This window comes from Georgenia sunbinii (assembly GCF_036421875.1).
Classification (GTDB): domain Bacteria; phylum Actinomycetota; class Actinomycetes; order Actinomycetales; family Actinomycetaceae; genus Georgenia_B; species Georgenia_B sunbinii.
Map to the genome: position 1 here is coordinate 72,444 of NZ_JAZGOL010000001.1, position 23,349 is coordinate 95,792.

General features: G+C 69.5%; 17 protein-coding genes. 5 read left to right on the top strand and 12 right to left on the bottom strand.

The features are described 5' to 3' along the window. Window positions 1–56 precede the first annotated feature (56 nt). Window positions 57–953 carry a ribonuclease Z gene (locus V2J52_RS00370; protein ID WP_331225680.1) on the top strand — a complete coding sequence of 299 codons (897 nt, stop codon included), beginning with the start codon at window positions 57–59 and terminating at the stop codon, window positions 951–953. 14 nt (window positions 954–967) lie between these two features. Here V2J52_RS00370 and V2J52_RS00375 read toward each other — a convergent pair whose 3' ends face one another. Together V2J52_RS00375 and V2J52_RS00380 are read right to left on the bottom strand one after the other, a co-directional pair. Then, window positions 968–1,639: a hypothetical protein gene (locus tag V2J52_RS00375; RefSeq protein WP_331225681.1), complete on the bottom strand. Its 672-nt coding sequence runs from the start codon at window positions 1,637–1,639 to the stop codon at window positions 968–970. Between the two features lie 4 nt (window positions 1,640–1,643). Continuing rightward, a complete protein-coding gene (locus V2J52_RS00380) occupies window positions 1,644–1,937 on the bottom strand; it encodes an META domain-containing protein (RefSeq protein WP_331225682.1) in 294 nt (97 codons plus the stop codon). Between the two features lie 184 nt (window positions 1,938–2,121). Here V2J52_RS00380 and V2J52_RS00385 point away from each other — a divergent pair, with 184 nt between their 5' ends. Beyond that, window positions 2,122–3,303, top strand: a complete 1,182-nt coding sequence (locus tag V2J52_RS00385) for a Gfo/Idh/MocA family protein (protein WP_331225683.1) — start codon at window positions 2,122–2,124, stop codon at window positions 3,301–3,303. Window positions 3,304–3,381: 78 nt separating this feature from the next. Here the strand turns inward: V2J52_RS00385 and V2J52_RS00390 are convergent, their stop codons facing one another. The 4 genes from V2J52_RS00390 to V2J52_RS00405 are packed head-to-tail and all read right to left on the bottom strand — an operon-like array spanning window position 3,382 to window position 7,983. After that, window positions 3,382–4,377, bottom strand: coding sequence for an ABC transporter permease (locus V2J52_RS00390; protein WP_331225684.1), 996 nt, complete (start codon window positions 4,375–4,377; stop codon window positions 3,382–3,384). Then, window positions 4,374–5,375 carry an ABC transporter permease gene (locus tag V2J52_RS00395; protein ID WP_331225685.1) on the bottom strand — a complete coding sequence of 334 codons (1,002 nt, stop codon included), beginning with the start codon at window positions 5,373–5,375 and terminating at the stop codon, window positions 4,374–4,376. The genes V2J52_RS00390 and V2J52_RS00395 overlap by 4 nt, the downstream gene beginning before the upstream one ends. Continuing rightward, window positions 5,372–6,862 (bottom strand): sugar ABC transporter ATP-binding protein, encoded by a 1,491-nt coding sequence (locus tag V2J52_RS00400; protein WP_331225686.1) that lies wholly within the window; start codon window positions 6,860–6,862, stop codon window positions 5,372–5,374. Before V2J52_RS00400 ends, V2J52_RS00395 begins: the two co-directional genes overlap by 4 nt. Before the next feature lie 56 nt (window positions 6,863–6,918). After that, window positions 6,919–7,983, bottom strand: a complete 1,065-nt coding sequence (locus V2J52_RS00405) for a substrate-binding domain-containing protein (RefSeq protein ID WP_331225687.1) — start codon at window positions 7,981–7,983, stop codon at window positions 6,919–6,921. A gap of 442 nt (window positions 7,984–8,425) precedes the next feature. Between V2J52_RS00405 and V2J52_RS00410 the strand changes: the two genes are divergently transcribed. Together V2J52_RS00410 and V2J52_RS00415 are read left to right on the top strand one after the other, a co-directional pair. After that, complete coding sequence (locus V2J52_RS00410; protein WP_331225689.1) at window positions 8,426–9,289, top strand: SIS domain-containing protein; 864 nt, start codon at window positions 8,426–8,428, stop codon at window positions 9,287–9,289. 115 nt (window positions 9,290–9,404) lie between these two features. Then, a complete protein-coding gene (locus tag V2J52_RS00415) occupies window positions 9,405–13,976 on the top strand; it encodes a 3-keto-alpha-glucoside-1,2-lyase-like domain-containing protein (protein ID WP_491062152.1) in 4,572 nt (1,523 codons plus the stop codon). 80 nt (window positions 13,977–14,056) lie between these two features. Here V2J52_RS00415 and V2J52_RS00420 read toward each other — a convergent pair whose 3' ends face one another. Together V2J52_RS00420 and V2J52_RS00425 are read right to left on the bottom strand one after the other, a co-directional pair. Further along, window positions 14,057–14,842, bottom strand: a complete 786-nt coding sequence (locus tag V2J52_RS00420) for an ABC transporter ATP-binding protein (protein WP_331225690.1) — start codon at window positions 14,840–14,842, stop codon at window positions 14,057–14,059. Further along, complete coding sequence (locus tag V2J52_RS00425; RefSeq protein ID WP_331225691.1) at window positions 14,839–17,238, bottom strand: ABC transporter permease; 2,400 nt, start codon at window positions 17,236–17,238, stop codon at window positions 14,839–14,841. Before V2J52_RS00425 ends, V2J52_RS00420 begins: the two co-directional genes overlap by 4 nt. 215 nt (window positions 17,239–17,453) lie before the next feature. Here V2J52_RS00425 and V2J52_RS00430 point away from each other — a divergent pair, with 215 nt between their 5' ends. Beyond that, window positions 17,454–19,343 carry an alkaline phosphatase gene (locus V2J52_RS00430; protein WP_331225692.1) on the top strand — a complete coding sequence of 630 codons (1,890 nt, stop codon included), beginning with the start codon at window positions 17,454–17,456 and terminating at the stop codon, window positions 19,341–19,343. 83 nt (window positions 19,344–19,426) lie between these two features. Here the strand turns inward: V2J52_RS00430 and V2J52_RS00435 are convergent, their stop codons facing one another. From V2J52_RS00435 to V2J52_RS00450, 4 genes are all read right to left on the bottom strand, one after another. Next, window positions 19,427–20,206 (bottom strand): FadR/GntR family transcriptional regulator, encoded by a 780-nt coding sequence (locus V2J52_RS00435; RefSeq protein WP_331225693.1) that lies wholly within the window; start codon window positions 20,204–20,206, stop codon window positions 19,427–19,429. A 175-nt stretch (window positions 20,207–20,381) separates the two neighbouring features. Continuing rightward, the gene (locus V2J52_RS00440) at window positions 20,382–21,377 is read right to left on the bottom strand and encodes an ABC transporter substrate-binding protein (RefSeq protein WP_331225694.1); all 996 of its coding nucleotides are present in this window, start codon (window positions 21,375–21,377) and stop codon (window positions 20,382–20,384) included. 9 nt (window positions 21,378–21,386) lie between these two features. Beyond that, window positions 21,387–22,193: an ABC transporter ATP-binding protein gene (locus tag V2J52_RS00445; RefSeq protein WP_331225695.1), complete on the bottom strand. Its 807-nt coding sequence runs from the start codon at window positions 22,191–22,193 to the stop codon at window positions 21,387–21,389. Beyond that, on the bottom strand, window positions 22,190–23,272 hold the full coding sequence (locus V2J52_RS00450; protein WP_331225696.1) for a FecCD family ABC transporter permease: 1,083 nt from the start codon (window positions 23,270–23,272) through the stop codon (window positions 22,190–22,192). Before V2J52_RS00450 ends, V2J52_RS00445 begins: the two co-directional genes overlap by 4 nt. Window positions 23,273–23,349: the final 77 nt, after the last annotated feature.

Consider the following 23,349-nt stretch of genomic DNA (forward strand, 5'->3'; position numbering starts at 1 on the left):
CTGCTGATTTTCCGCCGACGCGGTGTGCCGCCGGCGAGTGCGGTACAACAGGTGCCATGCGTGAGCTCGTGGTGCTGGGGACGTCGTCGCAGGCGCCCACCCGTACCCGCAACCACAACGGCTACCTGCTCCGGTGGGACGGCGAGGCGATCCTGTTCGACCCCGGCGAGGGGACTCAGCGCCAGCTGACCCATGCCGGGGTCGCGCCGCCGTCGATCACCCGGATCTGCCTCACCCACCTGCACGGCGACCACAGCTTCGGGCTGCCGGGAGTCCTCGCGCGGCTGGCGCTCGACGGCGTGGACCACCCGGTGCACCTGCACTACCCGGCGTCGGGAGAGGAAGCGGTGCGCGCGATGGTCGCGCTCGGCGGGCCGGGCACCGACCTGCGGCTCCACCCGCACGGCGCGGCCGGCGAGATCGCCGACGGCGTGAGCGTGGTGGCGCTGCGCCACCGGATCGAGACCTACGGCTACCGGGTGAGCGAGCCCGACGGCCGCACGCTGGTGCCCGGGCTGCTCGCGCGCGCCGGCATCGAGGGGCCCGACGTCGGCGTGCTGCAGCGGGCCGGCTCGCTCGGCCGGGTGCGGCTCGAGGACGTCAGCGTGCCCCGCCGCGGCCAGCGGTTCGCGATCGTCATGGACACCGCCGAGTGCGACGGCGCCGACGAGCTCGCCGACGGCGCCGACCTCCTCCTCGCGGAGTCCACCTACGCCGACGAGGATGCCGAGCTGGCCGCCGCCTACCTGCACCTCACCGCCGGTCAGGCCGGGCGGCTGGCCGCGGTGGGTGGGGTCGGCAGTCTGGTCCTCACCCACTTCTCCGCCCGGTACGACGACGTCGCCGGGCTCGCCGTGCAGGCACAGGCACGGGCCGGGGGCGCCACCGTCGTCGCGGCCGCCGACCTCGACACCTTCGCGATGCCCCGCCGGCGCGCGCTGCGGGCGTCCTGACGACGCCGGACGGCTCAGTGCCGCAGCAGGCGGACGTCGTCGAGGTCGGCGCCGGTCTCGAGCGCGACCTGCTCGGCCGGCTGCCCGGCGGCGAGACGCGAGATGACGTCGGTGACCCCGACTCCGGAGCGGGCGAGCGTTGGTCGGCCGGCGTCGCGGCGAGGGTCGAGGACGACGGCGGGGGAGCGGCCCGGCAGCCGGATCGCCGATGCGCGGCCGTCACGGTAGGTGATGCCGGCGAGCAGCCGCTCGACCGGCTCGCGGAACCGCGGCGGGTCGGCTGCGGCGAGGAGGGCGGCGAAGACCGTCGGGTCCTCGTACCGGTGGAGGACCTCGGGCCCACGAGTCACCAGCGTCTCGCTGGTCAGCGGTGAGACCGGCGCCAGCTCCCGGGCGAGGAAGGAGAGTGCCGGCCGCAGGTGGACGAGGGAGAGGCCGGCGGCGGAGAACGTCGCGAGGACGTAGGCCTCCGCCAGCCCGAGGAACGGCACGGTGAGCTCGTCGACGGCGTCGACCGTGGTGACGAGGGCGACCGAGCCGCGCTGCGAGCCGTCGGCGCCGCGGTAGGTCCGTTGCCGCGTCCAGGCGTGCATCGTGGCCGGCGAGATGCCGAGGATCGTGCTCGCACCACCGAGGGTGTACCGCGGGCGGAGGAGCTCCGGGTCGATCGCGTCGGTGCTGGTCACCGCGCTACCCGGCCGAACGTGCAAGGGTCCCGATCTGGGCGCCCGCCTCGTCGTGGACGAGGAGGACGTCCGGCGAGACCACCGCGGTGGCCGCCGAGCTCAGCCAGGTGTCGACGCCCTCGCAGTGCATCATCGTCGACGCCAGCGCCGGGAAGCTGACCGTCGCGCCGGTGCTGGTCCAGCTGCCGACCAGCCGGTTGCAGCCGTCGGTGCCCGACAGCCGGCCGTCAGCGGAGAGGACCAGCGACGGCTGTCGCGGGTCGGTGGTGTCGCCCCAGGAGCCGGCCGCGGTATGCATGGCGCCACCCTAACCGGCTGTCGCGGCCCGCGTCTGCGCGGGGCACTGCGGCTGTCGACGGCAACGTCGTCGTGGCTCAATTCCGGGCATGCGCTGACGGTTCACTTGTCGATGGAAACTGTCTAGGCTGTTGCGACTACTCGACGACGAGAGGGATTGCACAGTGACAGCGCACCGCATCGCCATGTTGGGCACCGGCCTTATCGGTGACTTCTACACCGCTGCTCTTCACCGCGGTCGTAACCGTGACACGGTTGACCTGATCTACTCCCGCACCGAGGAACGCGGAGCGGCATTCAAGGAGCGCTGGGGAGTGCCACGGTCGACGACGTCGCTGGAATCGGCCTGCGCCGATCCCGATATCGACACGGTCGTCATCGGGCTTCCCAACGACATGCATGAGGAGACCGTCCGACTGGCGGCTGAGAACGGCAAGAACGTGCTGTGCACCAAGCCGCTGGGCCGCACTGCCGTCGAGGCCAAACGCATGCTCGACATGGTGGAGAAGCACGGGGTGTTCGCCGGCTACCTGGAGGATCTCGTCTACACGCCCAAGACGCTGGCGGCGGTGAAGTCCGTGTCGGAGGGTGCACTGGGAGACATTCTCTGGGTTCGGTCCCGCGAGTCCCACCCCGGTCCGCACAGCGCCTGGTTCTGGGACGAGAAGAAGGCCGGCGGCGGCGCGATCATTGACCTCGGCTGCCACTGCATCGCGATCTGCCGCAATTTCGCGGGCAAGGACAACCGACCGGTGGAAGTCTTCTGCTGGAAGGACACCATGGTGCACCCGATCACCGCTGAGGACCACGCGATCATCCTCATCCGGTTCGAGTCCGGCGCTATCGGTCAGGTCGAGGTGTCATGGGCTTTCCGTGGCGGCCTGGACCTGCGGGACGAGGTCGCTGGGACCGAGGGCACCATCTGGCTCAACCACTTCCAACGCACTGGCTTCGAGATGTTCACCAGCGGCGCCGGTGGTGGTTACGTGGCGGAGAAGGCAGAGTCCAGCAGCGGCTGGCAGTTCCCGGTGGGGGACGAGGTCACCGAGCTCGGGTACGTGGACATGTTCACCGACATGTTCGACTCGATCGACAGCGGCACGCGGCCGCAAGAGTCCTTCTACGACGGCTACGTGGTCAACGCGATCATGGACGCCAGCTACGCCTCGTCGGCCAGCGGCGCCTGGGAGCCGGTGGAGATCGAGGACTGGCGCGGTGGGACCACGCCCCGCATCGCCCGGACGCCCGAGCTGCACGACGGGCACGCGATCATCAAGCGCGAGACCCTGCCCGACGGGCGGAGCAAGGTGCTGTTCCAGCACAGCGAGACCGGCGAGATCCTGGAAGAGGTCGCCAAGACCAGCTGACCGCTCGACCGAGACCGCCGGGAGCCGAGCTGTTCGCCAGCTCTGCTCCCGGCGGTCAGTCATGCCACGCCGGTGGCGTCAGTCCGACCGTTGTCCCGAGATCGCGACGTACGCCCAGGCCAGCGCGAGCACGATCACTCCGTACACCATCTGCTGAAGGGCTTGACCGACCCCGAGCGTCAGCAGCAGCCGGTTGAGGACGGTGAGCAGGAGCGCCGCCACGATGGTCCCGCCGTAGCCACCGGAGCCCCCGAGGATCGATGTCCCGCCGATGACGGCCGCAGCGATGCTGGGAAGCAGGAAGGAGTTCGTCTGGCTCGGGCCGACCGAGCCGCTGCTGCCCGAGATGAGGAGGCCCGCGATGGCCGCGAGGACTCCGACGATGACATAGGTCGCGATGAGCACCTGCCACACCTTGATGCCGGACAGGCGGCAGGCTGTGGGGTTGTCACCCACCGCGTAGATGTTGCGCCCCAGGCCCGTCCGGGCGAGCCCGACGAGGAGGATGACCGAGACCGCCACCCACACCACGACGTTCAGCGGGATGGGACCGATGAGCGTCCCGCCGCCGAGAGTGGTGAGGACCGGCAGCACGGCGGCGGAGCCGGACAGGAAGCCGCCGCTCGACAGCCCGACGGACACCGCCCCGAGCAGGACGCTGGACATGCCGATGGTCATGATGAGCGGGTGGACCCGGAACACACCGACACCCACGCCGTTGAGGAGCCCGGCGCCGGCCCCGACGACGAGCGCCAGTGCGATCGCCGTCGCAGGTCCGGCGCCACTCTGGGTGGCAGCCACGTAGGCAGCAAAGTTCGCGATCATGGTGACCGAGAGGTCGATGCCGCCGGTGAGGAACGCAATCGTCTGACCAGCGGCGAAGAGCGCCAACGGACAGGCCAGCAGCAGGATCGAGCGCAGCCCGCCGCTGGTGAACAGGCTCGGGTCGACGATCCCGGTGATGAGGTAGAAGACGACGAAGACCACGCTGAGCACGATCACCGGCCGGTCGCTCAACGTCCGTCGGACCCGCTGGGACCTGCGCAGGGGGGCGGTCTCCACGGCAGTGCTCATAGCTTCCTCCGGCGTAGCTCGAGCAGTCCGCCGAGCATGACCACGCTGATGATGATCAGGCCCTCGAGCAGCACTGCGACGTTCGGGTTGATCCCCATGCTCAGCAGGATCGCGGGGATGAGGGTGAGCACGAACGCGGCGAGGACGGGGCCCAGCAGCTGGCCGCGCCCGCCGGCCAGGGCCACGCCACCGAGGACGACCGCCGCGACGGAGCTGAGCAGTGCGCCGAGGGCGATCGACTCCTGCGGGCTGCCGCTGCCGAGCAGCGCGGTAGTCACCAGCCCGGCGAGCCCGGCGAAGACTCCGGACAGCAGATACGCCTGGATCCTGGCGCGTTTCACCACGATGCCCGCGAGGAACGCCGCCTGGCGATCGCTGCCGATGGCATAGGTCGCGATCCCCGCCCGGCTGCGCTTGAACGGCACCCAGATCAGGCAGAAGATGCCGGTCAGCCAGAGCAAGGAGGGCCACGGGTTGGAGAAGCCGCCGACGATCAGCTGGGCGAGCTGAGGGTTCGACCCGCCGCCGGGCCCCCCGAGGACGAGCAGTGCCAGCCCGACGAACGCGAAGTGCAGCGCCAGCGTGACGACGATGTCAGGCATGCCGGAGACGGTGACGATCCAGCCCATGAGCCCGGACAGCAGCGCGATACCGACGACCGTGCCGACGGCGACGAGGATGCTGGCGCCGAACGACGCGTCCTCCATCAGCCACGCCGAGACGCAGTTGGCCAGCACCATGAGGGCACCCACCGCCAGGTTGATGCCTCCGGAGATGACCACCACCCCTTGGGCCATCGCGAGCAGCGCCAGCATGAGGGTGCCGGCGGTCAGCGCCCGGAGCTCGAAGCCACCGAAGTTCTCGACCTGGAGGTAGCGCACGAAGATCATCGCGAGAAGGAGCAGGGCGACGCCCACGACCCAACCGTTCTGGGCCCGGAAGCGGGCCAGCCGGCTCGTCGGCTCGGGCATCGTCGTGAGCGTCGGCGTCGGCGTCATGACTTGGTCACCTCCACCCCGTGGAGCCCGTGCGCCGCATTGAGCAGGGCTTCCTCGCTCGCGTCGGCTGGCATCTCCGCGACGACCTCACCGCGGTAGATCACGAGCGCTCGGTCGCAGACGAACCCGATCTCGCGCAGCTCACTCGTGTACATCACGACGGCAGCCCCGGAGTCGGCGACCTCTCGGATGAGGTCGTAGATCTGCCGCTTGGTCCCGACGTCGATCCCGCGGGTGGGGTCGAAGAGCAGGAGGGTGCCGAACCCCTCGGCGAGCCATCGCCCGATGGTCAGCTTCTGCTGGTTTCCGCCCGAGAGCCGACGGGCCTGGGACGCGGCACGGGTATCGATCGACAGCCGGTCGATGGCGCCGTCGACCGCACGATCCTCCTTGCCCCTGGCGATCGGTCCCCACCGCGAGACCCGCGCCCGCGACGCGAGCGCGATGTTCTCCCTGATGGACCGCTTGGGCAGCAGCGCCAAGGCCCGGTCGGCCGGCACCAGCACGACGCCCCGCTGGATCGCGGCCGCCGGGTGACGAGCGCCCAGCACCTTGCCGTCGACACGGATCTCTCCGGCGCGTGGGCGCTGGCCGCCGGAGAGGACGTCGAACAAGGTGTCCTGCCCCTGCCCCTCCAGCGCTACCAGGCCCAGCACCTCGCCTGGACGCACCGTGAAGCTCACGTCGCGCAGCATGGGGCCGGCACCGAGCCCGTCGACGACGAGCCGCGGCTCAGGCTCCACCGTGGTCTCGCGTCGGAAGCGGCGTCCTTGCTCGGCCTCTGCCTCCATCCGCTCGCCGAGCATGGACTGGACGATGCGCTTCTCTCGCCCCTCCTTCGGGGCGAAGCTGGCGACGTCGTGCCCGTCACGGAACACCGTGCACATGTCGCAGTGCTCGATCACCTCCTCCAGGCGGTGGGAGATGAACAGCACCGATCCGCCGCCCAGGGTCTGCCGGGCCATCACGGTGAAGACCTTCTCGCTCAGGTCCGCCGGCAGCGCGGCAGTGATCTCGTCGAGGATGAGCAGCCGGGGGCGGTGCGCAAGCGCGCGTGCGAGGTCCAGCATCCGGAGGAACGGCAGCGGGATGTCGGCCACGCGCTCGCCGAAGTCCATCCCGCTGAGCTCGAGCTCGGCGAGGTGCTCCTGGACCGCGCCGGCGTCGGTGCCGGTGAGCTTGAGGTTCTGCCGCACCGTGAGGTCCGGGATGAGCGCCGGGTCCTGGAACACCGCAGCGATGCCCTGCGCGTAGCCGGCTGCCGGGGAGCGCAGGTTGACGACCTCGTCGGCCATGGTGATGGTCCCGCAGTCCTTCGTGATGACCCCGGTGAGCGCCTTGACGAAGGTCGACTTGCCGGCGCCGTTGGCGCCCAGGAGGGCATGGGCCTCGCCGGGCGCCACCGTGAGATCGGCCGATCTCAGCGCGACGACGCTGCCGTAGGACTTGGCCACACCTCGCGCGACCAGCAGTGCATCAGCGGACATCAGGCTCTTTTCAGGTCGAGGCCGGGCGCGTGTGGAGCGGGACAGGTCAGGAACCGCTAGGGCCCCTCGCAGGCGTACAGCTGGTCGCGGGTCATGTCGAGCGGGAAGTCGATCTCGACGGCGGCACTGGTGTCCGGCCCGCGGTCCGGGTTGTAGGCGTCCTCCAGCCGTTCGGCGCTGTCGGCCATCGTCCACAGCTCCGGCGTGAGCATCGTGGTCTGCTCCACGTCCTCGCCATTCAGCACCTGCAGCGCCACGTGCGTCCCCACCGCACCGATGACGGCCGGGTTGGTCACCACGGCACCCGGTGCGCCGTCGATCAGCTGGCCCACGAAGGCGTTGCTGTCCTGGCCGGTGACGGGGACGAGCTCCTTCCCAGCCGTGTTGATGCCGTTGACCACCGTGTAGTCGGCGCCGGTGGTCCAGACGCCGTCGTAGTCGGCCGCGCTGAACTGCTGGACGGCGATCTCCCCGGCCAGCGTGTAGTCCCAGTTGCTCCAGACGGTGGTCAGCTCGATGTCCGGGTAGGCCTCGAGGGCCGCCTCCACGCCTTCGTGCCGGTCGGTGTCGGACTGGACGCCTTCGATGCCGCGGACATAGAGGATGTCTCCTGCTCCGCCGACCTCCTCCGCGAGCCACTCCATGCCGAGACGGCCCCACTCGACCTGGTCGTTGGTCACGACGTACGCCTCGTCGGTGGTGACGCCGGCATCGATGGCGACGACGACGATGCCCTGTGAGGTGGCCTCCTCGATGATTCCGTTGAGCTGCTCAGGGTCGGAGGGGTTGACCACGATCGCGTCGACCCCTTCGGAGATGAGGGTCTGCAGGTGCTGGACCTGCTCGGTGGGCCCGGCGTTCTCCGACATCACCACCACCTCGGACACCTGACCGCTGGCGAGTGCTTCGGCCTGGATCGAGCAGACCATCTGCTCGCGCCACCCGTTGCCGGCCAGGGTGTTGCTCACGCCGATGACGTAGTCACCGGTCTCTCCGCCCGGTTCGCCGGTGGCGGTGGCGTCGTCGGCGGGCGCGGTCGTGCCGGTGTCGTCGTCCCCGCTGTCGCCGCCGCAGGCACTCAACGTCAGCGCTATTACTGCTCCTGCCGCTGCCAGACTCATTTTCGTAGGCTTCATTGCCGAGCTCCGTCTCCATTGCCGGTTGTCCGCGTCCGAGCGGCGTCGGTCGTAACCGCCCCCGGGAGATGCCTTGCTCCATTTCACGACACTGTATGGGCAATCTCAATGCCAGGTATTGACAACGAAACCTAATCAGTCAGCCGGGACCCCGTCAAGGACCGCAACCGGTTCGTGACCTCCGCGAACGGCCGCGGCCCCCGTCTGCGCGCGCCGGCCCGCCGCTGGCGCAGCTTCAGCGACAGGTTGCTGGCTCCGCGTCGGCGCTGGGTCGGGCAGCCGTCGGGCGCGCCGCGACGGTGCGTCACCGGCGCTGGACGTCGCAGGGCAGGTGGTCGCTCGGTCCTTGACCTGCCAGGCGCCATATTCTACTGTCCACACCCATATAGCGGCTGGACTATATGGGCGTGAAGGGACGACTGAACATATGGCATCGACCGGCCAGTTGGCTGGACAATGGTCGACCCGGGTCATCGAGCTGATCCAACAGGTTCAGGAGACGCAGGCGGAAGCCATCGCTACGGCCGCTCATTGGTGCGGCGACGCAATTGCCTCCGGTGGCCTTGCGCATATGTTCGGCAGCGGGCACTCGCGCATGGCGGTGGAGGAGATGTTCCCCCGCTATGGCTCGTATCCCGGCTTCCATCCGATCGTCGAGCTGTCGACGACGTTCCACACCCAGGTCGTCGGCGCGAACGGGCAGCGCCAGGCGATGTACGTGGAGCGGACATCAGGCCTCGCCGACGTCGTGCTGTCGAACTTCGCCTTCGGCCACCGGGACGTGATGATCGTCTTCAGCGTCTCAGGCACGTCCACCGTTGCGGTGGAGATGGCGCAGGGCGCGAAGAGCCGCGGTCTGCGAACCGTCGCGGTAACCTCGGTACCGCACTCCTCGGTCTCACGATCGCCAACCGGCACGACGCTTCGCGAGGTTGCCGACCTCGTCATCGACATCGGCACGCCGCCCGGGGATGCGCTCGTGCAGGTGCCCGGGCTCGACACCCCGGTCGGACCAGGATCGACGGCGGTCACCGTGGCCGTGGTCAACGAGCTCAAGGTGCAGACCGCGGAGCTGCTCGTGGCGCGCGGCGTCCACCTGCCGGTGCTGACCTCGGCGGTGATCGTCGGCAACGAGCGCTCGGCCGAGCTGTTCGACGCCGCCTATGACGAGCATGCCAGACGGGTGGCAACCGCGATCGGCGGTGCAGGGGCAGCGCGTGCTGAGGCGCGAGCAGGTAGGGCTGCGAAGCTGCCGATGGTGGAACGTCCCGAGCGGCCGACCGCTACCTGATCTGCGGGAGCTCGCCGATGAGCGACTCTGCCCCAATACTTCGCAAAACCTTGACAGGCCACCAGCCGGCCGTCAAGGTGGGTGGCTTCAGAAGCCTACTCAGAGTGGAGGGGTCATGAGTAAGCGGTCCATATCTGGATTGTTGTCATTACCATTGCTGATGTCGCTCCTGGTGAGCACGCCGGCTGCTACGCAAGCAGCCGACGATCCCGGGAATGATCATCAGCCAAACCAAGCCTCGACGTTCGCAGATCTTTCTGCGGCTGACGAGTTCGAAAAAGTGCTGCTGACACCTGATGTGCCAGAGCCGATGACGATGGATATAGCTGCCGACGGCAGGGTCTTCACGACCAGCCGCGATGGCGTGATCCGAGTTTACCACCCGGACACGGAGGAGGTGACCGTCGCGGCGGAGCTGAGCGTGTTCGACGATCATCCGTTGCCGGCAGACCCGGATATCGAAGGATCGAAGAACCAGGAGGGGGGCCTCCTGGGACTGGCGCTGGACCCGGACTTCGAGTCCAACGGCTGGGTGTACGCCTATTACACCAGCAGGGATGAGAACAATCATTTCCTGTCGCGATTCGTCGTCGAGGGCGACGAGGTAGATGTCTCCTCGGAGATCGTCATGCTCAAGGTACCGTACAACAAGACGAACTGCTGTCACGTCGCGGGGGACATCGATTTCGACTCCGCGGGGAACCTGTACCTGAGCACCGGTGACGAGTCGACGCCCGACCTCAACGACCAGTACTCGCCGATCGACAGCCGACCGACCCACTGGTACAACGATGATCGGCGCACCTCGGGCAACTCGAACGACCTGCGTGCCAAGGTCTTGCGAATCACCCCGCAGCCGGACGGTACCTACACGATTCCCGAGGGGAACCTGTTCCCGCAGGACGAGTACGACCAGGACCTGACGAGGCCCGAGATCTACGCGATGGGGTTCCGCAACCCGTTCCGGATCTCGATCGATCCGGCCAATGACCGGCTCCACATCGGCAACTACGGCCCGGACCGGCTGGGTGAGTGGACCGAGCGTGGTCCGTGGGGCTTCGACCAGTACATGGCGACGTCGGAGGCGGCCAACTACGGGTACCCGTACTGCATCGGCAACAACTTCCCGTACCGGCCGTGGGACTACGAGACGAACGAGCCGCTCGGCGACTTCTACGACTGCGAGAATGGCCCGATCAACGACTCGCCGAACAATACCGGCCTCGAGCAGCTGCCGCCCGTCACGCCCGCCACGATCTACTACCCGAGGAGCTGGGCGAACTGGCCCTCGACCTGGGTGGGTATGCCCGATGGCGAGGTCAGCCCGATCCCGGAGCCGTTCCTCAACATGGGGTCCGGGGCCGGTGGGCCGATGTCCGGGCCGGTGTATCGCTATGACGAGGACCTGGAGTCCGAGACCAAGTTCCCCGAGCACTATGACGGCCGGTGGTTCTTGCTCGACTACCACCGCGGCCATGTGAAGACGGCCGAGCTCGACGAGAACGAGCAGATCGTCGCGATCGACGACTTCCTTCCCGGTCAGTACTGGGCGGGTCTCATGGACGGCCAGTTCGGCCCGGACGGGTCGCTGTACGTGCTCGAGGGCGGGGGCTTCGGTCCCAGCTCGAACGCCGGGCTGTACCGCATCGACTATGTGGAGGGCGAGGAGCCCGGTCCCGTCCAGTGCGTCACCGACGATTTCGGCGGTACCGAGCTCGACCGTGAGCTGTGGTCGACCATCGTCCGTGAGAACCCGGATGGTTACCGGCAGGTCGACGGCGGGCTCGAGATCGACATGCTGCAGGGGGACATGATCAGCAACCACCTGAGCGGCAACATCGTCACCGACGGGCAGAACTTGATCACGACTCCCATGCCGGACGGGCGGTGGGTTGCCGAGGTCACGGTCGAGATGCCAGCAAATGCGGTGAACCACGACCAGGCCGGCTTCATCATTTACGACGACGACGAGAACTTCACCAAGATGGCGTACTTCCCGTCATACGGCAGCAATCCCGACGGAAGGTTCGAGTACCTCTACCACGAGAACGGCGAGATCCGGTATCAGGGCGGGGTCGACAATCCCGCTGTTGTCAATGCTCCGGACACGATCGAGATCCGGCTGACGAGTGACGGCCAGAACGTTGCTGCCGCGTACTCGCGGGACGGTAGCTCGTGGATCAATGTCGGACGGCCGGCGCCGGTCTCGAATTACGAGGCACCGCAGCTCGGCTTCTTCGCGGTGCACGGCCCGGACGAGATCGCCAGTCCGTTGACGGCGACGTTCAGCGACTTCTCGCTGTGCGTGCCGGAAGGCCCGGTCTGCGGGGCTCCGGCACCCGACGACGGGTACCGGGCGCTGTGGGACGGCTTCACGCTGGACGGCTGGAACCAGGCCGGACCTGGCGGGTTCGCCGTCGTCCCGGACGAGGACCGTGAGGGCGCGTGCGCGCTGGAGACGATCGGCGACCCGGAAGGGCTCGGGATGCTCTGGTACGAGGAGGAGTTCGAGTCCTATCGACTGCACCTCGACTTCAAGGCCGTCGAGGAGAACGACAACTCGGGTGTCTTCTTCGGCTTCCCGGACCCAGGTGACGATCCGTGGATCGGTGTGAACCAGGGCTACGAGATCAACATCGACGACACCGGCGGCCGGCCGGACGCCCCGGACAGCTCGAAGACCGGGTCGATCTACACCTACCAGGCGCCGACGTCGTTCCCGACGGTGGCCGGCGAGTGGAACGAGATGATCATCGAGGTCGAGGACCCGATGGTGCGGGTGTCGATCAACGGCGTCCTCGTCAATGAGTACGAGAACCCGAGCGACCGGGGACGTGACCTGTCCTCCGGATACATCGGCATCCAGAACAACCGCGTGTCGGACAACGTGTTCTTCCGCGACATCTGGGTCCAGGAGCTCGGCGACGACACCTGCCCGGCTCCCGAGGCACCGCCCGAGGGCTACGTCTCGCTGTTCGACGGCGAGTCGCTCGACGGCTGGACGCAGGCAGGTCCTGGTGGCTTCGAGATCGACGAGTGCGGTCTGCTGCAGCCTCACGGCGGCATGGGTCTGCTCTGGTACGACGAGCAGATGTACGAGGACTTCGTGATGCAGGTCGACTTCCGGGTCCAGGACCCGGCGGACAACTCCGGTGTCTTCGTCCGGTTCCCCGATCCGGAGGGCGACGCCGGCAGGCCGGTCAATGAGGGCTACGAGGTCCAGATCTATGACGCCACCGACAACCCCATGGGGCGGACCGGCGCGATCTACACCTTCGCGCCGGCCGAACCGCTCGCAACCAACCCCATCGGTGAGTGGAACACCATGGAGATCGAGGCGATCGGCCAGGAGTACCGGGTGACCCTCAACGGGGTCGAGGTCGCCACCTACACCGGCGACGGCAGTCGCGGCCTCGAGGGCTTCGTCGGCCTGCAGAACCACTCCTCCGGCCAAGCCGCCGGTGAGAGCGTGGACTTCCGCAACGTCTGGATCAAGGAAGTGCAGGACGATCCAGAGCTGACGGTCGACGCTTCGCTGAACCCGGCGGAGCCGGACGGCATCGCCCCCTGGTACGTCTCGCCGGTGATGCTCTCGCTGGAGTCCAACAACCCCGGTGCTGAGCTGCAGTGGCGTCCCAGGACCGACGAGACACAGTGGCAGACGTGGACCGAGCCGGTGACGTTCGACGAGGACGGCGTCTACAACATCGATTACAAGGCCGTGCTGCCTGGTGACGGTGAGCCGAGTGAGAAGGAGATCCTCGTCGGGGAGAACGGCTTCGAGTTCAGCGAGAGCGAGTTCTCGGTGGAGCAGGGCGACACGGTCAAGTTCCAGTACGTCCCCGGGTACCCGCACGACGTCGTCGTCACGGATGCGAACGGTGTGGTGCTGGACTCCCGCCCCGAAGGATCCGACTGGGAGGACGATCCGTTCTACTTCGAGGCGACCGAGCAGGGCACGTTCTACGTGTACTGCACGCCGCACGCGAACCTGCTGGATCCGGACGATCCGACGACGTGGCGGGGGATGGTCTCGACCTTCGAGGTCACTCCTGCCAGCGGTCAGGGGCCGGTGGAGACCGGGATCTCGGAGATCGAGTTCTTGATCGACCAGACGGCTCCGGGCACCGAGGCATCGCTCGAGGGCGAGCCGCAGGGGGACGACTTCACCGGCGAGGTGACGGTGAGCCTTGCAGCGCAGGACGCCACCTCCGGTGCCGCGCAGACCCACTGGCGGCTGGCGGGCGACGAAGACCACAACGTCTACGCCGAGCCCCTCGTGTTCGACGAGGAAGGCGAGCACGCGGTCGAGTTCCGGTCGACCGACGTGGCCGGGAACGTCGAGGACTGGCAGCTGGTCGAGTTCGCCATCGTCGGCGACGAGCCCGGGACGTGCCCGGACTCCGACCAGCGGGCGACCGTCGTCGTCGGTGACGTCGATAGCGGTGTCACCAACCACACCCTCGACGACGGGTGCACGATCAACGACCTCATCCTCGACGACGACGCCTGGCCGAACCACGGTCAGTTCGTGCGGCACGTGGGTGCGGTGACCACGCAGCTGGTGGCAGACGACGTCATCAGCGTGCGGGAACGGTCCGCGATCGTGCGGTCCGCGGCGCAGAGCGACGTCGGTGGGCAGCTGAGCCAGAGCAGAGGAGGGGTGACGCTGCAGATGGTTCGCTGACGTGAGGAGGACCTCCGGCGTGGTGCGGCTGGTCGGCTGCACCACGCCGTATGTCCTCGTGCGCCCTGGCCCGGATTGAGTCAGAACCCCAGGTCCCGCAGCCAGCTGAGCAGCTCGTCCTCGCGCTGCTTCGCCTGCTCGCGGTGCCACGGCCCCAGCTCACGGGAGGCCACCAGCCGGCCGTCCCGCAGGTACACGACGCGCTCGGCCCGAGCGGCGCAGGTGGGGTCGTGCGTCACCATGACGAGGGTGGTGCCCTCGCGGTGCACGCCGGTGAGAGCATCCATCACCTCGATCGACATGCTGCTGTTCAGTGCGCCGGTCGGCTCGTCGGCGAACAGGATGGCCGGCTCACCGGCCAGCGCGCGGCAGATCGCGGCTCGCTGCCGCTCACCGCCGGAGACCTGGGTGGTGCCGTGCCGCGCGACGTGAGCGATCCCGAACCGTGCCATGAGCGCGTCGACGCGCGCGACCACGGCAGCCTTCTCCCTGGGCGCCGCCTTGAGCGCAGGCAGCAGGATGTTGTCCCGGATGTTCAGGTTCTTCAGGAAGTACGCCTGCTGGAAGACGAACCCCATCCGCGTCAGCCGGACCCGGCTCATCTCCGTGTCACCGAGCGAGGTCAGGTCTTGTCCGTCGAGGAGCACGGTGCCGCTCGTCGGGCGGTCCATACCGCTGACGCTGTAGAGCAGCGTGGACTTCCCCGAGCCGGACGGCCCCATGACGACGAGGAACTCGCCCTGCCGCACGGCCAGGTCGATCCCATCGATGACGAGGGTCGGCGGGTCGGTGCCGACGTAGGCCTTGGTCAGGTCCGTCGACTCCAGGGTCACGCGAGCGGTGTGCGGCACGAGGTTTCCTCTCATCGGTTGAGCCACGAGCTCTTGTCGGCATTACGCAGGGGCGCGGTGAGCAGCACCGCCGCGAGATATCCGGTGGCGAGCAGCAGCAGCGGGTAGGTCACGTAGACGAGCAGCGGGGTCGGGATGAATGCGAGATCGGCGATGCCCAGTCCGGCGACGGAGATGAGCAGACCGACGACGGTCTCGCCGGCCGTCGCGGCGAAGACGACGCCCAGGCCGGTCCCGACGGCGACTGACAGGAGCGTCTTGAGCCTCACCTGCGAGACGATCTCGCGCGCCGAGAATCCGATGGTGGACAGCGTCCCCATGGTCTGGCGCTCCCGGGTGAGCCGCAGTCGGAGGAACAGGCTCGTGATGAGCCCTGCGACCCCGACGCCGAGGACGACGGCGAGCACCGCGGCGCTCCGGAATGCGCCGGTGACGGTCGACAGTGTCTGCCGGACGTACTCGCGCACCGGGATGACCGCCGCCGTCGGGAACTGCTCGCTGTACTCCGCCGCGACCGCAGCAGGGTCCGCGCCGTCGCGGGTGTCCGCGTAGACCACGTACCCGGCGGCGCCGGCCGTCACCTCACCGGGCATCTTGGCGGTGTACCCGCCGCTCGTCACGTCCTGGTAGATGCCGCTGACCACCACCGTGGTCGGCTCCCCATCACGGCGCAGGGTCATCTCGTCCCCGGTCGAGAGCCCGTACCTGTCCGCGTTGAGCACCGAGAGCGCGATCTCGCCGGGGCCGGGACGCTCGCCCTGGAGGATCTCGACGGCGTGGCTGGAGTAGTCGCCGACCTCGACCCGAAGGGTCTGCCACCCGTCCTCCCCGGGCGTCTCGTACAGCACGTCGGCGAAGGCGCGCACATCGGTCAGCCGGGTATCGCGGTGCGCACCGGCGAGCAGCGAGTCGCGCACGGCGTCGACGTCGTCGGAGAACTGCAGGTCCGCGCGCAGGTCGCTCTCGGGAGCGCCCATGTAGGTGACGAAGCGGGGGCTCTCAAAGGTGCTCAGCAGGTTCGTCGGCAAGATCATGAGGACGGCGGCGAGGAAGAAGACGACGGGGATCAGTGCCCATTGGCCGCCGTCGGCGCGCAGGTCCACCAGCGCCAGCCGTCGGGTGATGCTCCCGCCGCGCGACGGCGCGAGCCTCGACCGGCGCGCCCGCCTGGCCTGCCGGGCGGCCCGGCGGGCGGAGCGGCGCTCATCGTGGGTGCTGCCGTGGACGAGGGCCGTGACGACCTCGACCTTCCGCACCCTGCCGAGGGCGCGACGGCAGCAGGTGATGACGAGCAGGTACACCAACGCCAGGACGACGACCGGCACGAGGATCGTCATCGCTCCGGTGGGCGCGGCTGCGTAGTTCAGCTCGAGGGGCCGGGTCAGCACACCCGTGGCGACGACGGCGAGGACACCGCCGACGAGGCACGCCAGCAGGGTGATGACGCGGTACTTCGCGAGGTACAGCCCGGCGATGGTGCGGTCCGGGAGACCGATGGCCTTCATCACGCCGATCTCGCGCACCTCGTCCTCCAACGTCCCGCGGATGACGAAGCGCAGGTTGAGCAGCGCGATCGCCACGAGGAGGAGGCTGACGAAGACCAGCGCCACCACCACCAGACCGTCGCCGAACGCGTGGATCATCCGGATCATCCCGAGGGTGACCGCCTGGCCGTTCTTCGGCACCGTCTCGTCGGCCTCGTAGGCGCGCTGGAGGTCGGCCGTCCCGGCCGGGTCGGTGAGGCGGTACTCGACGATGCTCTCGGGGGCCCCGCCGCCGGCCCGCTCCAGCGCCAGCAGGTCAGGCTCGGAGACCAGGAACCGGGTGGCGGAGGACAGCGAGGAGGCCATCTGGGAGTCCCGGACGAAGCCCTGGACGATCAGCTCGTGGCTCCCGGCATCAGTGCTGATGCTCAGCTCGTCACCGACCTCGAGGCCGACGCTCTGCTGGTAGGCGACCGGGACGTAGACCTCGCCGGGGCCGGGGGAGGGAATCGCCCCGGTCTCGTCGATGAGGAAGTCGAACTGCTCGTTCTGGGTGACGACGAGGTTGTCGATGAGGCTGGCGGAGAGGTCGCCGGACTCGCCCGTCGTCGCGCGGTGCCAGCCGATGGCCGCGCCGTCGAAGCCGAGCATCTCCACCACGAGCCAGGCCTCGATCTCCGGATGCTCCGCGGCGAACCGGGACAATGCGGCCGGGTCGTAGTCACCCTTGTGCATCTGCAGGAAGTGGGGCGGTCGGGCCTCCTCGAAGAGCTGGTCGACCGACCCGATCAGGCGTTCCATCACCATCGCGCCCGTGGTCGCCAGGAACGCGCTGAGCACGAGGACGACGCCGAGCGCCAGGTTGACGCCCGGGGTGCCCTTGAGCTCGTTGCCGGCGTACCGGCGATCCAGCGCATCCCTCGACATGCTGCCAACCTGCCAGCCGTCTGTCACGGGCACATCGGGGATCCCCCGGGTCCCGACCCTGGTCGCGCGCAATGTTCGTCGGCTGCTCGTCCGGGGTTTCCCTGGCGTGAGCCGGGTGTTCACGCCCGGCTCCTAGCGTGAGATCGCTCACCGTCGTGGGCGCGGCACCCGCGGTGCCGCCACTGGATTCATAAGCCGAGAGCGAGAGATTCCTGATGAAGCACGCAACCGCATGCTGGGCCCGTCGCGGCCTGGTCGGCGTGGCTGTCACCAGCATGGTGGCAGTGACCGCCGCCCCGGTGATCGCCGCACCCGAGGGTGACGCACCCGCAGAGCCCGCGAACGTCATCGTCCTCATCGGTGACGGCATGGGCTACAACCACGTCGCCAACACCAACCTCTACGAGACCGGACAGAGCGACTACCAGGTCAAGATCGACACCGCGACCGGCGTGGTCGAGCGCGTCCCCGGCGAGCCCGTCCAGGTCTTCGAGAGCTGGGACCTGCGCGCCATGACGTCCTTCCAGCACGGCAACTCCTACGAGCCGGACCGCGCCTGGACCGATCACAACTACGTCAACGAGAGCACGACCGACTCCGCCGCTGCGGCCACCGCGATGGGTACCGGCGTCAAGACGAACAACGGCGTCATCGGTCTGGACCACGAGGGCAACGAGGTCGAGAACCTCGTCGAGCGCGCGGCCGCCACCGGCCGCTCCGCCGGGCTCGTCACCTCAGTGCCGTTCAACCACGCCACCCCGGCCGGCTACGTCGCGCACAACGCCGACCGCAATGCCTTCACCGCGATGGGCACCGAGATGATCGACTCCAGCCTCGACGTCGTCATGGGCGCCGGTCACCCCGGCTTCGACGACTCGAACCAGCCGATCGACACGCCGCGCTACGACTACCTCACGCAGGCCGACCACCAGCGTCTGCTCGACGGCCAGACGAACTTCGACTACATCGAGGACGCCGCGGACTTCGAGGCGCTGGCCGCGGGAGAGAACGTGCCCGAGACCGTGTTCGGCCTCGCGCAGGTCGCCTCCACCCTCCAGCAGGGCCGGGCCTCCGCCGGCATCGAGGAGCGTCCCTACGACGCCCCGCTCAATGAGAACGTGCCCACGCTGGAGACGATGACCGCCGGAGCGCTCAACGTCCTCGAGCAGAACGAGGACGGCTTCTTCCTCATGGTCGAGGGTGGCGCGATCGACTGGACCGGTCACGCCAACGACACCGTGCGGAACATCGAGGAGACGCAGGACTTCAACGCCTCGGTCGAGGCCGTCGTCGACTGGGTCGAGTCCGAGGACTCCTCGGCCACCTGGGACAACACCATGGTGGTCGTCACCGCCGACCACGAGACCGGCTACCTCGGTGGCCCGGACGAGGACCCGAACTGGACCGAGATGACCGGCCAGCCCGGCCGCACGCCGACCGTCGGCTGGTACTCCGGTGGCCACACCAACCAGGTCGTCCCGGTCTGGTCCAAGGGTGCGGGTACCGACGCGCTGTTCGCCCGCGCCAACGGCACCGACCCGGTCCGCGGCGACTACATCGACAACACCGACCTCGCCAACGTCCTCCTCGAGGACCTGTGGCTGATCGAGCCTGCTGACGGCGACATCCCGGTCGAGGCCGTGATCCCGGACGCCGGCTCCGAGGGGCCGGGCGCGCTGGCGCTCTCCGTCGCTGACGGCAGCGTCACCCTCGGTGACCTCCGCAACGCGGGTGACCGCCTCCGCCTCGCCGGCGAGCTGCCCTCGGTCTCGGTGACCGACTCCCGGGCCGAGGGTGCCGGCTGGTCCGTCGCCGGTCAGTCCTCGGACCTCGTCGACGGCTCGCGCACGGTGCGGGGCTCGAACCTCGGCTGGACGCCGGGGCTGATCGAGGCCAAGGACGGGGTGACGGCCGGTGCCCGCGTCATGACCGAGCTCTCGGGCGGCGAGGGCCTCAGCGCCCCCGCGACCCTCGGCTCGGCCGACGCCCAGGGCCGGGTCGGCACCAGCCGGCTCGATGCCGACCTCGAGCTGGAGGTTCCGGTCGACACCCGTCCGGGCACCTATCAGGGCGCGATCACGGTGACGCTCTTCCCGGTCGACTGATCACGTCGTCACAACGATGACCGGCAGGGCGGGCCTCACCAGGTCCGCCCTGCCTGCTGCCGAGCGACGAGCAGCCCGCTGACCTACCCGGAGACGCGTTCGCTGGCCTCGGCGCGGGCGGCGTCGATCCGCTCCTGGGCGAGTGCCGAGCGGCGCAGCGGCGGGATGATCTCCTCGTCGGGCGTGATGATCACCAGGTCGTTGTCCATGTGGTCGGCCATGGCGTGGACCGCGTCGATGAAGTCGGAGCGTCGGACCGCGTCGACGATGCGTTCATGCTCGAGCTGCATCGTGGCGGCGTCGCCCGCGTGGACCAGTCGCTCGCGGTTCTCGGGGACGTTGAGCTTCTCGGTGATACCCGCGTACAGCGAGGCGAGCAGCCGGTTCTTCGCGGCGTCGAACAGCAGGTAGTGGAAGCGCGAGGCGAGCTCGCGGGTGGCGTCGTCGTCGCCGTGCGCGGGGCAGTGGGCGATCTGCAGCGGCGTGGCGATCGCCGCCTCGAGCGCCGCGACGTCGTCGTCGGTGCGGTGGAGGGCGGCCTGCTGGGCGGCCTCCATCTCCAGCGCCCGCCGGTAGCTGAGCAGCTCCTCGAGGGTGTAGGCGGTGAGGAACTCGGAGAGCACCGCGCTCGTCGGGGCGCTGGACCGCACGAACGTGCCGCGCCCTGGCAGCGTCTCAAGCATGCCGATGCTCGCCAGCGACCGGACCGCCTCGCGGATCGTCGACCGGCCCACGCCGAGCATCTCCGAGAGCGCCGGCTCGATCGGGATCCGCGACCCCACGGCCCACTCGCCGGTGGTGATCTGCCGGCGCAGGTAGGCCAGGGTGTTGCGCGCGCGCTCGGTACCGCTGGTAGTGGCCATCACCCGAGTATAGGAAGCGCGCCGAGGAACCGGGCGATCCCCGACGCCGGGACGGCGTCGGGGATAAGTCTGCTGTCACTGATAAGTCTGCTGTCACTGATAAGTCTGCTGTCACTGATAAGTCTGCTGTCGCTGACAAGTCTGCTGTCGGCGAGAGGGGGGCTGTGGGAGCCGGCTACTCGGTGGCGAGCCACTCGGCGATCTGGGCGCGGCCCTCGACGGTGCTGGTGAACCCCAGCGCCTGCACGTCGCGGCCCTCGACGAGCAGGACGCGGTCCTCGGCCACCGCCGGCAGCCCGGCGACCGCGTCGTTGGTGAGCAGCGGGGTGAAGATCTGCTCGCCCGAACCGTTCATGTCCACGAGCAGGATGGCGTCCGGCTCGGCGGCGAGGACCTGCTCGGCGGTGATCGGGCCGGACCGGACGAGCCCGAGGTCCGCGCTGGCGTCCTGCGCCCCGGCGAGGCGCAGCACCTCGAGCGGGAATGCGGAGCCGGCGGTGACGAACGGCTGGCCGGCCTGGTTGCTCAGCACGAGCACCCGCGGCCCGTCGGGGTCGGACGCGTCACCGAGCCCCGAGCCGATCTCCTCGGCCAGCGCGGCGGCGTCGTCGTCCAGGCCCAGCGCCTGGCCGACAAGCCCGATGTTCAGCTCCATGTCGGCGACCGACGCCCAGTTGTTCGGCAGCACGAGCACCGGGATGCCGGCGCCCTCGAGCACCTGCCCGATGCCCTCCTCCAGGCCGCGCCGGTCGCTGAGCAGCACGAGGTCGGGCGCCGCGGCGATGACCTGCTCCGCGTCGATCGCGCCCTCGGTGGGGGCGTGGTGCTCGACGGCGGCCATTGCGTCGGCGTGGTCGGACAGCACCGGGTTGCTCATCGCGTCCTGCACCATGACGAGGCGGTCCGTCGCGCCGAGCTCGGCTACCAGCTCGGCGGTCTCGTAGGTGAGGGCGGCGATCCGCTGCGGCTCGTCGTCGAGCGTCACGCTCGCGGCCGCCAGCTCGCGGCCGGCCGGGACCTCGACGGTCCGCGGGAAGTCGGTGGCCTCGGTCGTCGGCGCCGTCGCGCCCGGGTCGGCGGACCCGTCGGGCGCAGGGTCCGCGGCGCAGCCGGCGAGGACGAGCAGGGAGACGAGCGCAGCCGTGAGCACGGCGGGCGGGCGGAGTCGCATGAGGGCCTTTCAGCGGTGTGCCGCCACCGGGAGGCGGCGGGAGAAGGTGGTCGCGGTGGGGCACGAGGGCCGCACCAGGCTGAGGGTGGGAGAGCCGGTGGGGGAGTCGAAGACCTCCGCGGTCACCCCGTACACCCGGCGGATGAGCTCGGCGGTGATGACGTCGGCCGGGGCGCCGAAGGTGGCGACGCCGTCGGCGATGATGCCGACCCGGTCCGCCCAGCGCAGCGACTGGGTGAGGTCGTGCATGGTGACGACGACGATGTGGCCGGCGGCGGCCCGCTCGCGCAGCACGTGCATGACGGTGAGCTGGTGGCCGAGGTCGAGCGCGGCGGTGGGCTCGTCGAGGAGCATGACGGGGGAGTCCTGCGCCAGCACCCGGGCCACCTGGACGAGCTGGCGCTCGCCGCCGGAGAGCCGGGCGTAGCTGCGGTCGGCGAGGTGCTCGACGCCGAGCCGCTCGAGCGCCGTCGTCGTCCGGTGCTCCGAGCCGGTGGCCCGCCCGGCGGCCCGTGCACCGACGGCGACGACGTCGCGCACCCGCAGCTCGTTGGGGGCGTAGCTGTCCTGCGTCATCAGCGACATCACCCGGGCGAGCTGCCTCGGCCGCAGCCGGTGCACCGCGGTCGTGCCGTAGTAGGCGGCGCCGGTGCGCTCGACGCCGGAACCGACGATCGCGGCCAGCAGGCTCGACTTGCCGGCGCCGTTGGGGCCGACGAGGCCGAGCAGGGTGCCCGGCGTGATCGTCTGGGTGACCGGGGTGAACAGCGGCCGGCCACGGTGGGCGACGAGCCGGTCGAGGACGAGGTCGGTCACGAGGCCCGCCGGGAGAGCAGCATCGCGAGGAACACCGGTGCCCCGATGACCGCGCACACCGCCCCGGTCTGCACGACCACGGTCACCGACGCGGTTCGGGCGATGGTGTCGGTGACGACGAGGAACAGCGCGCCGCACACCACCGAGAGCGGGAGCAGCAGCGAGTGCTTCGCGCCGACGACCAGTCGCACCGCGTGCGGCACGACCAGCCCGACGAAGGCGATGACGCCGGAGACCGCGACGGCCGCACCGGTGACCAGTGAGGCCACGAGCAGCAGCACCAGCCGGGTGCGGTGGACGTCGTACCCGGAGGTGGCGGTGACGTCGTCGCCGAGCAGTAGCGCGTCGAGCGCGCGTACCCGGGTGAGCAGGATGAGCAGCCCGAGGACGATCGGGACGACGGCGATCGCCGCGTGGCTCCACGTGCGCAGCTCCAGGTCCCCGGCGAGCCAGAAGACGGCGCCGCGGGCGAGGGCGTCGTCCTCGGCGTTGGCGACGAGGATGGAGATGACCGCGCCGGCGAACGCGTTGATCGACACCCCGACGAGGATGAGCGTGTAGGTGCTGGCGCCGCGGTTGGCGTGCAGCACCGCCTGCAGGAGCAGCGCGACGGCGACGCTCCCGGCGAACGCCGCGATCGGGACACCCCACTGCAGCGAGCCGCCGAGGCCCAGGGTGATGCCGGCGACCGCCCCGACGGCGGCGCCGGATGAGACCCCGGTGACCCCCGGGTCGGCCAGCGGGTTGCGGAACACCGCCTGCATGACGACGCCGACGCCGGCGAGCGCGCCGCCGACGAGCATCGCGACGGCGATCCGCGGCAGCCGCAGCGACCAGACGACGACGCTCGCCTGGCTGTCCTGCGGGTCGACGATGGCCCGGACCGCCTCGAGCGGGTCGAGCCGTAGCGTGCCCAGGCCCACGCCGAGGACGACGGCAAGCACGAGCGCGACGACGGCGCCGAGCCCCAGCCAGCCGGCGCGGCGGGAGAAGCGGGGTGGTGGCGCGACAGCCGGCTCCGCCGTCGTCGACTCGTCACCGGTGTCGGGAGGTCGCGGCGGGCTCGCCAGCTGGGTCATCGGGGTCCTTCGGGTGGTCAGGGCGACGCCGGCCCGGTTCCCCCCAGTCCGGCGGGCGAGCCGGTCCGGGTTCCCCG

Excerpts from the sequence above, each read along its gene's own strand:
- V2J52_RS00370 (WP_331225680.1), top strand. The coding sequence starts at position 57 with ATGCGTGAGCTCGTGGTGCTGGGGACGTCGTCGCAGGCGCCCACCCGT.
- V2J52_RS00380 (WP_331225682.1), bottom strand. The coding sequence starts at position 1,937 with ATGCATACCGCGGCCGGCTCCTGGGGCGACACCACCGACCCGCGACAG.
- V2J52_RS00385 (WP_331225683.1), top strand. The coding sequence starts at position 2,122 with ATGTTGGGCACCGGCCTTATCGGTGACTTCTACACCGCTGCTCTTCAC.
- V2J52_RS00390 (WP_331225684.1), bottom strand. The coding sequence starts at position 4,377 with ATGAGCACTGCCGTGGAGACCGCCCCCCTGCGCAGGTCCCAGCGGGTC.
- V2J52_RS00395 (WP_331225685.1), bottom strand. The coding sequence starts at position 5,375 with ATGACGCCGACGCCGACGCTCACGACGATGCCCGAGCCGACGAGCCGG.
- V2J52_RS00400 (WP_331225686.1), bottom strand. The coding sequence starts at position 6,862 with ATGTCCGCTGATGCACTGCTGGTCGCGCGAGGTGTGGCCAAGTCCTAC.
- V2J52_RS00405 (WP_331225687.1), bottom strand. The coding sequence starts at position 7,983 with ATGAGTCTGGCAGCGGCAGGAGCAGTAATAGCGCTGACGTTGAGTGCC.
- V2J52_RS00410 (WP_331225689.1), top strand. The coding sequence starts at position 8,426 with ATGGCATCGACCGGCCAGTTGGCTGGACAATGGTCGACCCGGGTCATC.
- V2J52_RS00415 (WP_491062152.1), top strand. The coding sequence starts at position 9,405 with ATGAGTAAGCGGTCCATATCTGGATTGTTGTCATTACCATTGCTGATG.
- V2J52_RS00420 (WP_331225690.1), bottom strand. The coding sequence starts at position 14,842 with ATGAGAGGAAACCTCGTGCCGCACACCGCTCGCGTGACCCTGGAGTCG.
- V2J52_RS00425 (WP_331225691.1), bottom strand. The coding sequence starts at position 17,238 with ATGTCGAGGGATGCGCTGGATCGCCGGTACGCCGGCAACGAGCTCAAG.
- V2J52_RS00430 (WP_331225692.1), top strand. The coding sequence starts at position 17,454 with ATGAAGCACGCAACCGCATGCTGGGCCCGTCGCGGCCTGGTCGGCGTG.
- V2J52_RS00435 (WP_331225693.1), bottom strand. The coding sequence starts at position 20,206 with ATGGCCACTACCAGCGGTACCGAGCGCGCGCGCAACACCCTGGCCTAC.
- V2J52_RS00440 (WP_331225694.1), bottom strand. The coding sequence starts at position 21,377 with ATGCGACTCCGCCCGCCCGCCGTGCTCACGGCTGCGCTCGTCTCCCTG.
- V2J52_RS00450 (WP_331225696.1), bottom strand. The coding sequence starts at position 23,272 with ATGACCCAGCTGGCGAGCCCGCCGCGACCTCCCGACACCGGTGACGAG.